Source organism: Shimia abyssi (assembly GCF_003014475.1).
GTDB classification, from domain to species: Bacteria; Pseudomonadota; Alphaproteobacteria; order Rhodobacterales; family Rhodobacteraceae; genus Shimia; species Shimia abyssi.
Genome location: NZ_PYGJ01000014.1, coordinates 56,896 through 69,521, shown reverse-complemented (window position 1 = coordinate 69,521; position 12,626 = coordinate 56,896). Strand labels below are relative to the sequence as shown.

18 protein-coding genes are annotated in these 12,626 nt (G+C 57.9%); 3 read left to right on the top strand and 15 right to left on the bottom strand.

Features of this window, described 5'->3' with window-relative positions:
* Window positions 1-3 precede the first annotated feature (3 nt).
* Window positions 4-393: an META domain-containing protein gene (locus CLV88_RS17650; RefSeq protein WP_106609732.1), complete on the top strand. Its 390-nt coding sequence runs from the start codon at window positions 4-6 to the stop codon at window positions 391-393.
* Here the strand turns inward: CLV88_RS17650 and recO are convergent.
* Both recO and CLV88_RS17640 read right to left on the bottom strand, forming a co-directional pair.
* A complete protein-coding gene (gene recO, locus CLV88_RS17645; RefSeq protein ID WP_106609731.1) occupies window positions 371-1,099 on the bottom strand; it encodes a DNA repair protein RecO in 729 nt (242 codons plus the stop codon). The two genes, CLV88_RS17650 and recO, sit on opposite strands and share 23 nt — an antisense overlap.
* Before the next feature lie 68 nt (window positions 1,100-1,167).
* Window positions 1,168-1,497, bottom strand: coding sequence for a DUF1491 family protein (locus tag CLV88_RS17640; RefSeq protein ID WP_106609730.1), 330 nt, complete (start codon window positions 1,495-1,497; stop codon window positions 1,168-1,170).
* A gap of 71 nt (window positions 1,498-1,568) precedes the next feature.
* Between CLV88_RS17640 and CLV88_RS17635 the strand changes: the two genes are divergently transcribed.
* Complete coding sequence (locus CLV88_RS17635; protein WP_106609729.1) at window positions 1,569-1,772, top strand: hypothetical protein; 204 nt, start codon at window positions 1,569-1,571, stop codon at window positions 1,770-1,772.
* Here CLV88_RS17635 and era read toward each other — a convergent pair.
* The 13 genes from era to folK all read right to left on the bottom strand — a co-directional run bounded on the left by era (window position 1,753) and on the right by folK (window position 11,839).
* On the bottom strand, window positions 1,753-2,661 hold the full coding sequence (era, locus tag CLV88_RS17630) for a GTPase Era (protein ID WP_106609728.1): 909 nt from the start codon (window positions 2,659-2,661) through the stop codon (window positions 1,753-1,755). The two genes, CLV88_RS17635 and era, sit on opposite strands and share 20 nt — an antisense overlap.
* Before the next feature lie 100 nt (window positions 2,662-2,761).
* The gene (locus CLV88_RS17625) at window positions 2,762-3,643 is read right to left on the bottom strand and encodes a DMT family transporter (RefSeq protein ID WP_106609727.1); all 882 of its coding nucleotides are present in this window, start codon (window positions 3,641-3,643) and stop codon (window positions 2,762-2,764) included.
* Window positions 3,644-3,648: 5 nt separating this feature from the next.
* Window positions 3,649-4,332 carry a ribonuclease III gene (rnc, locus tag CLV88_RS17620; protein WP_106609726.1) on the bottom strand — a complete coding sequence of 228 codons (684 nt, stop codon included), beginning with the start codon at window positions 4,330-4,332 and terminating at the stop codon, window positions 3,649-3,651.
* Window positions 4,329-5,165, bottom strand: a complete 837-nt coding sequence (gene lepB, locus CLV88_RS17615; RefSeq protein WP_106609725.1) for a signal peptidase I — start codon at window positions 5,163-5,165, stop codon at window positions 4,329-4,331. Before lepB ends, rnc begins: the two co-directional genes overlap by 4 nt.
* Window positions 5,166-5,220: 55 nt before the next feature.
* The gene (gene acpS, locus CLV88_RS17610; RefSeq protein ID WP_106609724.1) at window positions 5,221-5,646 is read right to left on the bottom strand and encodes a holo-ACP synthase; all 426 of its coding nucleotides are present in this window, start codon (window positions 5,644-5,646) and stop codon (window positions 5,221-5,223) included.
* Window positions 5,643-6,104, bottom strand: a complete 462-nt coding sequence (locus CLV88_RS17605; protein ID WP_106609723.1) for a hypothetical protein — start codon at window positions 6,102-6,104, stop codon at window positions 5,643-5,645. Before CLV88_RS17605 ends, acpS begins: the two co-directional genes overlap by 4 nt.
* 1 nt (window position 6,105) lies before the next feature.
* Window positions 6,106-6,735: a LysE family translocator gene (locus tag CLV88_RS17600; RefSeq protein WP_423827743.1), complete on the bottom strand. Its 630-nt coding sequence runs from the start codon at window positions 6,733-6,735 to the stop codon at window positions 6,106-6,108.
* Window positions 6,732-7,178, bottom strand: a complete 447-nt coding sequence (locus CLV88_RS17595; protein ID WP_106609722.1) for an ABZJ_00895 family protein — start codon at window positions 7,176-7,178, stop codon at window positions 6,732-6,734. The genes CLV88_RS17600 and CLV88_RS17595 overlap by 4 nt, the downstream gene beginning before the upstream one ends.
* Before the next feature lie 7 nt (window positions 7,179-7,185).
* Window positions 7,186-7,932 carry a pyridoxine 5'-phosphate synthase gene (locus CLV88_RS17590; RefSeq protein WP_106609721.1) on the bottom strand — a complete coding sequence of 249 codons (747 nt, stop codon included), beginning with the start codon at window positions 7,930-7,932 and terminating at the stop codon, window positions 7,186-7,188.
* Window positions 7,933-8,008: 76 nt separating this feature from the next.
* Entirely contained in the window at window positions 8,009-8,665 is a 657-nt protein-coding gene (locus CLV88_RS17585) for a DUF2062 domain-containing protein (RefSeq protein WP_106609720.1), read from the bottom strand.
* A 21-nt stretch (window positions 8,666-8,686) separates the two neighbouring features.
* Window positions 8,687-10,822 carry a RelA/SpoT family protein gene (locus tag CLV88_RS17580; protein WP_106609719.1) on the bottom strand — a complete coding sequence of 712 codons (2,136 nt, stop codon included), beginning with the start codon at window positions 10,820-10,822 and terminating at the stop codon, window positions 8,687-8,689.
* 27 nt (window positions 10,823-10,849) lie between these two features.
* Window positions 10,850-11,203 (bottom strand): DNA-directed RNA polymerase subunit omega, encoded by a 354-nt coding sequence (rpoZ, locus tag CLV88_RS17575; protein ID WP_106609718.1) that lies wholly within the window; start codon window positions 11,201-11,203, stop codon window positions 10,850-10,852.
* A gap of 75 nt (window positions 11,204-11,278) precedes the next feature.
* Window positions 11,279-11,839: a 2-amino-4-hydroxy-6-hydroxymethyldihydropteridine diphosphokinase gene (folK, locus tag CLV88_RS17570; protein WP_106609717.1), complete on the bottom strand. Its 561-nt coding sequence runs from the start codon at window positions 11,837-11,839 to the stop codon at window positions 11,279-11,281.
* Window positions 11,840-11,995: 156 nt separating this feature from the next.
* On the opposite strand from folK, the gene CLV88_RS17565 reads away from it, so the two are divergent.
* The gene (locus CLV88_RS17565; protein ID WP_106609716.1) at window positions 11,996-12,571 is read left to right on the top strand and encodes a LabA-like NYN domain-containing protein; all 576 of its coding nucleotides are present in this window, start codon (window positions 11,996-11,998) and stop codon (window positions 12,569-12,571) included.
* The last annotated feature ends 55 nt before the right edge of the window (window positions 12,572-12,626 follow it).

Genomic DNA, 12,626 nt, shown 5'->3' with positions numbered 1-12,626 from the left:
GCCATGCGCCTGATCCTGTTTATTGCACTTTTACCGCTGGCCGCGTGCCTGCGCGATGAAACCGTAACCCAGTACGGCGGAGCGGATTATGACTGGACGCTGCAACAGGTTGACGGAGTACCGACGAACGTACGGTTGACCTTACAACTGCAACCTGGCGGCACCGTTCAGGGAACCGGACCGTGCAATGCCTTTGCTGCGCAACAAACTGCGCCTTATCCGTGGTTTGTTCTGGAAGCGTTCAGTACAACCGAGATGGCGTGCACCCCAGATGAGGCAACCGTGTTTGCGGATTTGCAGGCCATGAGCCTTGTGGAAGTGTCCGGCGATCGATTGATCCTGAGCACGGACGACGGGCGCGAGATGGTGTTCAGCGCGGCAGACGACGGGTGAACAGATCGACAAACCGGCCCCGCGCCTCGGGCAGTGGTTTGTGCCCCAGTTCAGGGGCCAGTTTTTCAGCAAGAAAGAAGCCGGTGGTGTGGAAAGCTTGCGCAATTTCCACGTCGGGTGAATTGCCCTCGCCGCGCAGACAGGGCGGAAGCGGTAGGAGACGATCCGCCCATTCCCCCGCGCCTTTGGCCGACACCGCACGACCGGATTTCGGAGAAACGTATACGAGGCCTTCGGTTGTGCCAGTCACGGCACATTCCGAGAGATCAAGGCCAAAGCCCATCTCTTCGAGCAGCGCAGTTTCCCAACGCAGGTAAGCAAGCGGCCAGAGATCGTTTTGCCCCAACAGGTCCAAAAGCGGCTCGGTGCGGGCATAGAATTTCGGATGGGGTTCACGCTCGGGCAGGCAAAACGACAAGAGCGCGGTGACGGCATTTAGCCCGGCCAAGGCAAGGCGATCAGAAAGCACGGCGGCGCGGCTGCGCAACGGTTCCACCGTGAAGCTGCCGATATGATCCTCTAAGCGGGCACGCCAGGCGAGGTCAACTTGCCCGCCAGGTTGCAGAATAGGCGTCATCTTGCGCGAGGTGCCACCGCGCACAATGCCCGCGTGACGGCCGTGATCGGGTGTGAACACGTTGAGGATCACAGAGTTTTCGCCGTGTTTTCGCGTGCTGAGAACGATGCCTTGGTCGCGCCAGTCCATAAAGGGCTCCTTTGAACACAGTGAAGCGTGGGACGGGCAGAAAGACCAGAGGAATTAGAGGCCGGAGTTTAGTCAGAGAGGCCGGGTTCGTCGAGCAGGTGACGACCCTCGCGATCTTCGACCTCAATCACCCAAGCGTCTGGGTCAAAGCTGCGTTGCTTAGCCAATGAGGCATCAACCTCGACCTCCGCGCCTTCGGCCAGAACCATCCAGCGCCGTTCGCCGGTCATGAGATCAAAGCTACGCTGGAACACCTTGGCCTGACCGTTCAACGTGTTGAGCTTGATCAGCACCGCCCCGGCGGTGTTGTCGCCATGCGCGACAACAAAGGCAGGGATCGCATAAAGCCGCAGCCGTGTCAGGTAAGCCTGCACCCAGAACTCAGCCGTTAACTTCATGGTAATACTTTCCCGTCGATGATGGCGATCAAATCATAAGGTCGCACACGGCCGGAACAAGAGTATCGGCAGTGAACAAGAAAATTCAGATCCAAGAATTCAAAATGCCACGCGGCGCGCGCGTTTTGGCCATGTCCATGATGGCCTTTGTCGCGGTGGACATCTGGGGCCTAATGGGGACAGAGGCACGCCTGCCTTTGCGCATGGCTATTGGAATGTGCGGCATTGGCGCCGTGACATGGTTCCTGTTGGCCTTCATGCGTTTCCGTCTTTGAAATCCAGCCCCATTTCCGAGTAACGCTCGGATTCTTCGAGCCAGTTGGGGCGCACTTTGACCTGAAGGAACAGGTGCACTTTTCGGCCCAGGAATTCAGTCAATTCCTCGCGCGCGGCCTTGGACACGGCCTTGACCGTCTCGCCCTTGTTACCCAGCACGATGCCTTTGTGGCCGTCGCGCATGACATAAATGATCTGGTCCACACGGGCAGAGCCATCTTTGCGCTCTTCCCAATGTTCGGTTTCAACGGTCAGCTGGTAAGGCAGCTCCTGATGCAGGCGCAGTGTCAGTTTCTCGCGGGTCATCTCAGCCGCGATCATACGCATGGGCAGGTCGGCAATCTGATCCTCGGGGTAAAGCCAAGGCCCCTCGGGCAATTCCTGAGCCAGCCATTTGCGCAGCGTGTCACAGCCGTGGCCCTTTTCTGCGGAAATCATGAACGTGTCCATGAAGGGGAAACGGTCATTGAGATTTTTGGTCAGCGCCAGCAGGACTTCGGATTTGACCCGATCAATTTTGTTGATGGCCAGCGCGATTTTGCGGCCCTCGCCAATCTCCTTCAGGCGATCGAGAATAACCTCAACCCCTTCTGTGATGCCACGATGCGCCTCGACCATGAGGACGATGACATCGGCGTCAGCCGCCCCACCCCACGCGGCAGCGACCATTGCGCGATCCAAACGGCGCCGCGGGCGGAACAGACCGGGCGTGTCGACAAAGACAAGCTGGCTGTCGCCTTCAAGTGCCACGCCGCGAATGCGGGCGCGGGTGGTCTGGACCTTGTGAGTGACGATCGACACCTTGGCACCCACCATCTGGTTGGTGAGCGTGGATTTGCCCGCGTTGGGCTCTCCGATCAGGGCGACGAATCCGGCGCGTGTGGTCATGGATGGGCTCTTTCTACGTTGAAGCGCAGTCTCTAGCGGATTTGAAGGCAAAGGGCTAGTGGGTGTGAGCAGGCAATCTCTGGTGGGCTGGTTGATGAAGCTAGCGCCCTGAGGCGGACGGGATCTGCCCACCAGAGCGGACCAGCGCATAAAGACCGCTGGCCACGATCAGCACAGCACCAAGCAAAGTTAGCAAGTCGGGGCGTTCGCCAAACCACAGAACCGCAAAGACAAGCGCAAACAGCAGACGCGAATAGCGGAACGGGGTCACCACAGAGATGTCACCGGTGCGCATGGCGACCGTCAGCGCGTTATAGGCAATGACGCCAACACAAGACGCAAGCACGATGGCCCCCAGCACCGGCATGTCTGGCAACTGGTCGGGCAAGCCATAAAGCGGGGTCAGGATCAGCCCGGCAATAATCAGGACCAGAAAGCCAAGCGTGCCCAACTGATGCCCTGACATGGTTTTTGGGCTGACAGAAGTGGCCAGATCGCGCCCGGCAAATCCCAGAGTGGCCAGCACAGCGAATACCGATGTCGCCTCAAAACTGGACGGTGTTGGGCGCAAGATCAGCAAGACGCCAAGGAAACCGACACCCATAGCAATCCACCGTCGCGGCCCGACACGTGCACCTAGGAATAGGACCGCGCCAAGTGTTACGACCAACGGTGCTGATTGCAAAATGGCGGATGTGGTAGAAAGCGGTGTCAATGCGAGGGCCAGCGCGAAGAAGAGCCGCCCGGCAAGTTCGCTAATGGACCGCAGCATCATGGCCGGGGACAAAACCGCCGGATGAAAGACTGGTTCTTTGGCAAACATCGACATTCCGGCAAAGATGGCCATGCCCAACACGCCAAAAATGGTGAGCGCGGGCCCGACATGCAGTGAAGTCGAAGCGAATTTGAACAGGGCGTCCTCAATGGCAAAGGTCGCCATGGCCAATACCATCGCCAAACTGCCCCGCAGGTTCGCAGACATAGTGGTTACGAGCGCTCGAGCTGTGCCAAAAGCGCTTTGGCAGCGGCCTGTTCGGCTTTGCGTTTGGAATTGTCGGTCGCCTCGGCGCTGTCGCCGTTGCCCAACTGTACCGCGATGGTGAACACGGGCGCGTGATCCGGGCCGGAACGTTTCACCATTTCATAAGTTGGCGGGTTGAGCCCTCTGCCCTGTGCCCATTCCTGAAGGCTGGTCTTGGGGTCGCGGGCGTCGGCCTCGACCGTGTCGATCCGACTGCCCCAGAGGCGCAGGATCAGGTCGCGCGCGACTTCAAACCCGGCGTCCTTGTAAACGGCGGCGATCACCGCCTCCATCGCGTCACCCAGCAGCGCCTGTTTGCGCCGCCCACCTGACATCATCTCTGAGCGTCCCAATTTCAGAGCATCGCCCAGATCAATCTGGCGGGCCACGTCGGCGCAGGCCTCTTTGCGGACCAGCGCGTTGAAACGCGGGGCCAGCTGACCCTCGGACGCGTGCCGGTCATGCGCCAAAAGCGCCTCGGACATGACAAGGCCAAGCACCCGGTCGCCAAGGAATTCCAATCGCTGATTATCTTCGCGCGTGGTTGAGGACATGGAGGAGTGTGTCACCGCGCGCAGCAACAGCTCGGGACGGGTGAATTTGTGCCCCAACCGCGCCTCTAGCGCCTTTAGTTCTGCCGAGAGCTTCAATTGACCCCTTTGAAAAACCGATCGCTGCGCCACGTCCAGAAGGCGAACATGGATTTACCAGCTGAAGAGAACATGATGCGATCCGCGCGGCCGATCAGGTTTTCATATGGCACGAAACCTACGCCACGTGCGGCCTGCGGCACGCGGCTGTCGGTAGAGTTGTCGCGGTTGTCGCCCATGAAGAAGTAGTGGCCCTCTGGAACCGTGTAGATACCCGTGTTGTCCGACCCTTGCGTGGTAATGTTGAGGATGCCATATGCGGCACCGTTGGGCAGGGTCTCGATCTGGCGGGACTTGACACAGGCACCACCATTTCCGACCGGCCCGTTTTCGCAGCGGGGGCGATTGCCCTGCGGCCCTTGTGGGCCATAAACTTCTTGGAACACGCCGTCGTCCTCGAGTTTCACCGCTTCGCCGTTTATCTGCACTACGCCACCGATCACCTGAATCTTGTCACCGGGCAGACCGATCAGACGTTTGATGAAATCAAAGCCGGTCACCGGGTGGCGGAACACCACAACGTCGCCACGCTCTGGCTCGCCGCCGAACAGACGTGTGTTGTCGCCATCGGCCCAGCCACAGATGGATTTGGCGTCAACATTCACACCCAACGCCGGGATGCGGATCGACGGACATGAGGCATAGGAGTAGCCGTAGGTCATCTTGTTGACGAACAGGAAATCACCAATCAGCAACGTGTCCTTCATCGACCCCGAGGGGATCCAGAACGGTTGAAAGAACAAGGTGCGGAATACGCCTGCGATCAGCAATGCGTAGACGACTGTCTTGATCGTCTCGACGATGCCGCCGTCTTTCTTGGCCTTTTCTGCCATTGTGCTCTCTCCGGTTGCCTGATTGCGGGTTACATGAGGGGACAGGCGCGGGGTGTCAACCCGGCGCAGAACCCGACGGCGCGGTTATGGGGCGGGCCTCGATCACGACAAAGGCCTGTGCCCATGGGTGATCGTCCGTCAATGTGACGTGAATGATCGCTTCGTGGTCCGGTGGGGTCATCTCGGCAAGGCGTTTTTCCGCCCATCCGGTGACGGCCATGATCGGCTGGCCTGTGCGCATGTTGGACACGGCCATGTCCTTCCAGCTGATCCCCATGGCAAGCCCCGTACCAAGCGCCTTGGAGCAGGCTTCCTTGGCAGCCCAGCGTTTGGCAAGCGTGCCTGCCTCGTCCCGGCGGCGAGCAGCCTTGGCCAGCTCTGTTTGGGTAAAGACACGGTTGCGAAACCGATCTCCGAACCGTTCCAGCGTTCCAGCAACACGGTCAATATTCGCAAGGTCTGTGCCGATGCCGAGGATCATGGCCAGAACGCTCGTATTTCGCCCGTGGCCTGATTTAACGTAAAGCGCAAATGCTGCATTCCTGTTGTTCCGCTCCCGGTATCATATTCTCCGGCTGATACGTCAAAGACCAAACCAACGGCAGGGTCATAGCCCGCTTGAAGCTGGCCAAAATCCACTCCGGCAAAGCCAATGCCTTCGGCGAGGCTCAGCGTTTTGCATTGGCGACCGCCAACCTCATCATAGGGAGGAGAAAGAATGAGGATGTGAAATGCCGCCGCCGCGGGTTCTATTGTATCGAGCAACGCAAGGCGCACTTCTCCATTCGCAAATGTACGCGTGTTCTCGCTCCATGGTTCTACAATCGCTTCGGCGCGCGCGGGCCAGTCACAGTCAAAAGCCTCTTGTGCGACTAGTTCAGTGGGCTTTGTCGTTGCGATCGCCACCAAAGCGCACGCCAAAAAGCTCGCGTATCTCATCTCAAGCCTCCAATCGAGCGGTGAGAATTTTGAAGCTTGCCAGCCCGAAGAACCCGGCAAAGGCCAGATCGAACCAGCGGCTGGCGCGAGCATAAGCACGTACTGCGCGGGCCGAGGAAAACAGGAACGCATAGCCGATAAAAATCATGATCGAACCTGCGTAGAGCATGGCGAAATAGGCAAAGAGCGTCGCGGGTGTTGCATCCGCAGGGGCAACAATCGCATAGATCGCGCCCCAGCTGAGGATCGCTTTAGGGTTGGTTAGGTGTATGGCGGTGCCCTTAGCAAAAAGGGTTCTGAAATCACCCGAGAACGGCGTACCAGGCGCGGCCCCGCCGGACGTAGCGGCGCGGCGCAGTGCCTTGATCGCCAGCCAGCCGAGATACGCAGCACCCAAATAGCGGAGTAGCTCGAACACCCATGCATTGGCCAGCATCAGCGCGGATAAACCCAGCGCGGCGGCAATGCCCCAACTGGCCGATCCGGCAAGGATGCCGAGCGCAAAAGCAAATGCAGGCTTGCGTCCAGAAGACATTGCCGTGCCCGCAATACCCATCGTGGCCGGCCCCGGAGAGCCACCCGCAAGCAACCAAGCGACCCAGATGGCCATGAACTCGGGTGTGATCATCATTTGGCGGCCTTTCGCTGCGCCGCGCGCATGCCATTGCGAACGCCCAGTCCAAGGAAGGCGCGGTTGACCAGATAGATGATCAAAATCATCAGGCCAAATACAATCGCCAGACCGGGCAAGCCAACGGTCCCAAAGGTCGCCATCAGATCAACACCCGAAGCCATCATGACGCCCCCCCACACAACGCCAAGCACAATCTGAACCACAACGGCACAAACCGTCATTGGGACCGCCAATCGCCACGCTTCGCCCTTGGCCAAAGGTGCCCCCGTGGCCTCGCCGTGTTTCGCGCCAAGCATTTGGGCAGCCACCATCGGTGGCAAAATGGTGCTCAGCCCGGTTGGCATGTCGATATTGACCAGCGACAGGCCAAACGATGCCACAACCACCAGCACGGCAAGCAGAATATAAAGCTGGGCGTATTTTCGCAGGTTTAATGTCATGTCGGGCCTATTGCTCGGTTGGGCCACGCGCGACATCCATCAGGCGGCGCATTTCGTGGATCACCGGTTCAATGCCCGTAAAAATCGCCTCGGAAATCAGGAAATGACCGATGTTGAGTTCCATGACTTCTGGCAATGCTGCAACGGGTTGAACCGTGTCAAAGGTCAGGCCGTGACCTGCGTGCACTTCGAGGCCGAGAGAGTCGGCGAAAGTGGCCATCTCGGTCAGGCGTTTGAGTTCGGCGTCACGCTCTTCAAACCGTCCCTCGGCATGGAGATCACAATAAGCGCCGGTGTGCAGTTCTATGACCTGCGCGCCAATGCGGTTGGCGGCTTCGATCTGGGCCGGATCAGCCGCGATAAAGATCGACACACGACAGCCCACTTCACGCAGGGGCGCAATGTAGTGCGCCAGTTTGTTTTCCTCGCGCGCCACTTCGAGCCCGCCTTCGGTGGTTTTCTCCTCGCGCTTTTCCGGCACGATGCAGACGGCATGGGGTTTGTGGCGCAGGGCGATGGCCTGCATCTCGTCGGTTGCGGCCATCTCGAAGTTGAGCGGCACAGTGAGGTTTTCCATCAGCGCATCGATGTCGCCATCCAGAATATGGCGACGATCCTCGCGCAGGTGGGCCGTAATGCCGTCGGCCCCGGCAGCTTCAGCCATTTTGGCTGCGCGCACAGGATCAGGATAGGAACCACCGCGCGCATTCCGGACAGTGGCAACATGGTCGATATTCACACCAAGACGCAGCATTGGATCACCTTTGGACAATTCGTTTCTCGTACGGGTGACACTATGACGGGCACCGGGCCAAGAAAACCGGATTCTCTCAGGGTTTGCCTTTTTCTGGCGCGGCGGCACGAGCGGCTTTTGCAACAGCTTTAGCAATCTTTTTCTGAACCCGCGCTGAGCGGCGCTTCTGATAGGCTCGGATCACCGGAACCGACAGGTAATACATCACAGTTGCAGCAAGAATACCGGGTAGGATGCCACCGATCATGTAGGGATAAAAAACCTCGTCATAAAAAATCTTGAGCCCGTGCCAATCCGGTTCGTGATCGTCAAAGAGGGACCAGAAATTGTGCCACAAATCTGCGGCGGCATTGGCGAATTTGGCGGCAAGCGACTGATGTGCGCCTTCGTGAAATTCGGTCCCAAGCAAGAAGTGCCCGGTTTTGAGAGAGGCGATACCAATCGGCAGATAGGTCAGCGGGTTACCAAAGAACGTCGCCAGCAACGCAGCGAGGATGTTACCCGAAAGCAAGCGTGCCAAGAACGCCGCAATAAAGAAATGCAGCCCGTAGAATGGTGTGAACGTGGTGAACACACCGCACCAGATACCACGTGCAATAAACTCAGGACTGCCGGGCAACCGATGCAGGCGATGGCGGACGTAATAGAACGCCCGCTTCCAGCCGCCGCGCGGATAAAAGATCTCTGCCACGATCTGGAGAAAGGGCCTTTTATCGCGGCGCTTGAATACCACGGGCAGCGGTTCCTTTGCGGTTTAGGACCCGACCGATTGGCCGGCCTTATCTGGGTTGCGGTAACGCTCGATTTCCGCCACGTCGGTCTCTGCTTCCAAAGCCAGCATCAGGCGATGCAGATGCGATGCGTCGCTCAGGTCGACGCTAATCAGCAGGCGAAAGAAATCCGGCTTGCGGTCCACGAATACAAGGTCTGAGATATTCGCCCCCTGCTCACCAATCAATGTGCAAATACGTCCCAGTACCCCAGAGTCATTACCAATCGTCAGCCACAACTGAACAGCATAGATCGGCTGGTGTTTTCCTGCGTCCCAATGCAAGTCGAGCCAACGTTCTGGTTGGTGTTCGAAGCTGCCAAGTGTGTCGCAATCAATCGCGTGCACCTCGACACCCTTGCCGCGCATGGTGATCCCAACGATGCGTTCCCCTGGCAAGGGCTGGCAACACGGCGCGCGCAACGAGCTTTGGTCCGGTGTGAGACCAATGACAGCACGATCCGAAGGCACTTCTTCGGCTTGGGTGGGCGCCAAGTCGGGATAGACAGATTGCAACACCTGCTGCACCGACAATTCAGCCGAACCGAGGCGGGCGAGAACCTCGTCTTTTTCCTTCAGGCGCAGGTTCTTGGCGGCGAGGTCCAAAACCTTGTCAGTGGCTTTTTTCCCCATGTTTTCAAAGCCGGACCGCGCGAGCTGTGCGCCCAGACGCACAAACCGTTCGCGATCCATCTCGCGCAGGGCGCGGCGAATGGCGGTGCGCGCCTTGCCGGTGATCGCGATGTCCAGCCAGGTTGCCTGCGGCATCTGGCCTTCTGCGGTGATGATTTCGACCGACTGGCCGTTTTTGACCCGCGTCCATAGGGGAACGCGCACGTGGTCGATTTTCGCACCGACACAAGCGTGGCCAATCCGTGTATGGATTGCATACGCGAAGTCGAGCGGCGTACCGCCACGGGGCAGTTTGACCACCTCACCTTTGGGCGTAAAGCAGAACACCTGATCCGGGTACATTTCAAGCTTGACGGCCTCGAGGAAATCCTCGTGGTCGTCCTCTGCGCCGAATTGTTCCGACAGGCCACTGATCCACTTTACAGGGTCAACGGCAAACGGGTTTTCGCCGCGCACGCCATCCTTGTACGACCAATGCGCCGCCACACCCGATTCGGCCACGTCATGCATCTGTTGTGTGCGAATCTGCGCTTCGACCCGGCGTCCGTCACGACCGGAGACGGTGGTGTGAATGGAACGATACCCGTTGGATTTGGGCTGGCTGATGTAATCTTTGAAACGACCGGGCACTGCACGCCAGCGTTGGTGAATTGCACCAAGCGCCCCGTAGCAGTCGTTTTCATTCTGCGTGATGATCCGAAACCCATAGATGTCAGAGAGACGGGAAAACCCTTGTTCCTTGGTCTGCATTTTGCGCCAGATCGAATAGGGTTTCTTGGCCCGCCCCACGACAATTGCGTCGATGTTCTGTTTGGCCAGCTCGGTCTTCATATCTGCGGTGATACGCTCAACCACGTCACCTGTCTCTTTTTGCAACGTGATAAAACGACGGATGATCGAGGCGCGCCCTTCAGCGTTCAATACCCGGAACGCAAGGTCCTCGAGCTCGTCGCGCATCCACTGCATGCCCATGCGACCTGCCAGAGGCGCATAGATATCCATCGTCTCCCGCGCCTTTTGTTGCTGCTTTTCAAACTTCATCGCCCTGATCGTGCGCATGTTGTGCAGACGGTCGGCAAGCTTGACCAGAATGACCCGCAGGTCTTTGGACATGGCCATGAAGAGTTTGCGGAAATTTTCAGCCTGTTTGGTCTCGGTCGAGCTGAGCTGAAGATTGGTCAGCTTGGTGACACCATCAACCATTACGGCAATATCTTTGCCAAACTTTTCAGCCACCTCGTCATAAGACGCGTCGGTGTCTTCGATTGTGTCATGCAGCAAGGCCGTGATGATGGTACCATCATCAAGATGCTGACCGGCAAGGATCATTGCCACTTCGATGGGATGCGAGAAATACGGTTCGCCAGACCGGCGAGTCTGACCATCGTGCATAGCGCGGCCATATTCATAGGCCGCGCGTATAAGCGCAGTGTTAGATTTCGGGTTATAGGCGCTTACAAGGTCGACAAGATCGTCTGCCGGAATCATTGAGTGCCTACCTGAAATGCAGTTGGATCAGCCTTGGCCTTGCGCTTCCATAAGGGCGCGCAGAAGTTTTTCTTCGGACATATCGTCCTCGGCCGGGGCGTCGCTTTCGGCGCCCATCAACAGGGCCATACGGTCCTCTTCAGGCTCGTCAACTTCGATCTGGGTCTGATTGCTTTCGATCAGACGCTCACGCAGTTCATCAGCGGTCTGGGTCTCTTCGGCAATCTCGCGCAAGGCAACAACGGGGTTCTTGTCGTTGTCGCGGTCCAGCGTGATCGGTGTACCTGACGAAATCTCACGCGCACGGTGAGAGGCGAGCATGACCAGCTCGAAACGGTTCTGAACCTTGTCGACGCAATCTTCTACGGTAACGCGGGCCATGGGCACTCCAGTTTTGACGGATCGGATAAGAAGTCGTGTATGTAAGGAGGTTTGCGCCCCTTGACAAGCATTGAATCACAGCGAAACCAACGCATCACGTTCAGATTGCGGCAATTGCGAATAGATTTCCGCCAGAGTACGCCCAAGCAGGGGGTGAACCCATGTGGGCGACACGTCACAAAGCGGGCCCAACACAAAGGCCCGATCCTGCAAACGAGGGTGCGGGAGAATCAGCTCTGATGGCGTCGCGCTTGTTTGTGCATCCGGGGCAATTTGCTGCCATGCAATTTGCGTATCCTGATCCGGCAATACGCGTTGGCCAAAGGCGATCAGGTCAATATCAAGGGTGCGCATTCCCCATCGCTGAACCCGCTCGCGCCCGAACACTGCCTCGATCTCGTGCAGGCGCATCAAAAGCGCGTGGGGATCCAGCGCTGTGCGCACCACGACAGCCGCGTTTACATAGTCGGGTCCGGCTCCGGCGGGGAAACACGGGGTTTGAAAAAAACGACTCACCGCGAGCAGCTTAATCGCGCCTTTGTTCAGGTGTTTCAACGCTTCGGATATTGTTTCAACCGGCTCACCAAACGGTGACGTAAGGTTGCCTCCAAGGGCTAACAGGCAGGTTTCGTTCACTTTTTGTTAACCTCTCGTAACGTATTGCTGCGATCACAGGATCGTAGCCTTGAAGGTAGGGCAAATTTCATTACCCTATACGGTCTGTCGCGCCTGCAAATTTATTTACTCACGGGACTTCTCTAAGGCGCTGCAGAGTCAGAAAGGACATTATTGATGTTTTATAAGGACGAACGGCTCGCGCTGTTCATAGACGGGTCGAATCTGTACGCCGCAGCGAAATCGTTGGGCTTCGATATCGATTACAAACTTCTTCGGCAAGAATTCATGCGCCGTGGCAAGATGCTGCGTGCGTTTTATTACACTGCTTTGCTTGAGAATGACGAGTATTCGCCAATCCGCCCCTTGGTGGACTGGCTGCACTACAACGGCTTTACCATGGTGACCAAGCCGGCCAAGGAGTACACAGACTCCCAAGGTCGTCGCAAGGTCAAGGGGAACATGGATATTGAGCTGGCGGTAGACGCGATGGAGCTTGCGCCGCATGTGGACCATGTTGTGCTGTTTTCCGGAGATGGGGATTTCCGGCCGCTCGTTGAGAGCCTACAGCGCCAAGGTGTTCGCGTATCGGTCGTATCGACTATACGTAGCCAGCCGCCGATGATCTCGGACGAGTTGCGCCGTCAGGCGGACAATTTTATCGAGCTCGACGGTTTGCGCGAAGTGATCGGGCGCCCACCGCGCGACCCGATGCCAGAACGCGACCGTGAGGTCGAGTACTCTGAGGAATGACAGGAATACCGGGGCCTCGCGCCCCGGTTTTTCGTTGATACGCGCCAAACACTGG

What these genes read in the sequence shown, in the direction of transcription:
- CLV88_RS17625 (WP_106609727.1), bottom strand. Translation starts at nt 3,643, where the DNA reads ATGTCTGCGAACCTGCGGGGCAGTTTGGCGATGGTATTGGCCATGGCG.
- CLV88_RS17640 (WP_106609730.1), bottom strand. Translation starts at nt 1,497, where the DNA reads ATGAAGTTAACGGCTGAGTTCTGGGTGCAGGCTTACCTGACACGGCTG.
- rpoZ (WP_106609718.1), bottom strand. Translation starts at nt 11,203, where the DNA reads ATGGCCCGCGTTACCGTAGAAGATTGCGTCGACAAGGTTCAGAACCGT.
- lepB (WP_106609725.1), bottom strand. Translation starts at nt 5,165, where the DNA reads ATGGCAGAAAAGGCCAAGAAAGACGGCGGCATCGTCGAGACGATCAAG.
- CLV88_RS17565 (WP_106609716.1), top strand. Translation starts at nt 11,996, where the DNA reads ATGTTTTATAAGGACGAACGGCTCGCGCTGTTCATAGACGGGTCGAAT.
- CLV88_RS17650 (WP_106609732.1), top strand. Translation starts at nt 4, where the DNA reads ATGCGCCTGATCCTGTTTATTGCACTTTTACCGCTGGCCGCGTGCCTG.
- CLV88_RS17605 (WP_106609723.1), bottom strand. Translation starts at nt 6,104, where the DNA reads ATGAGATACGCGAGCTTTTTGGCGTGCGCTTTGGTGGCGATCGCAACG.
- recO (WP_106609731.1), bottom strand. Translation starts at nt 1,099, where the DNA reads ATGGACTGGCGCGACCAAGGCATCGTTCTCAGCACGCGAAAACACGGC.
- era (WP_106609728.1), bottom strand. Translation starts at nt 2,661, where the DNA reads ATGACCACACGCGCCGGATTCGTCGCCCTGATCGGAGAGCCCAACGCG.
- CLV88_RS17580 (WP_106609719.1), bottom strand. Translation starts at nt 10,822, where the DNA reads ATGATTCCGGCAGACGATCTTGTCGACCTTGTAAGCGCCTATAACCCG.
- acpS (WP_106609724.1), bottom strand. Translation starts at nt 5,646, where the DNA reads ATGATCCTCGGCATCGGCACAGACCTTGCGAATATTGACCGTGTTGCT.
- CLV88_RS17600 (WP_423827743.1), bottom strand. Translation starts at nt 6,735, where the DNA reads ATGATGATCACACCCGAGTTCATGGCCATCTGGGTCGCTTGGTTGCTT.
- CLV88_RS17595 (WP_106609722.1), bottom strand. Translation starts at nt 7,178, where the DNA reads ATGACATTAAACCTGCGAAAATACGCCCAGCTTTATATTCTGCTTGCC.
- CLV88_RS17590 (WP_106609721.1), bottom strand. Translation starts at nt 7,932, where the DNA reads ATGCTGCGTCTTGGTGTGAATATCGACCATGTTGCCACTGTCCGGAAT.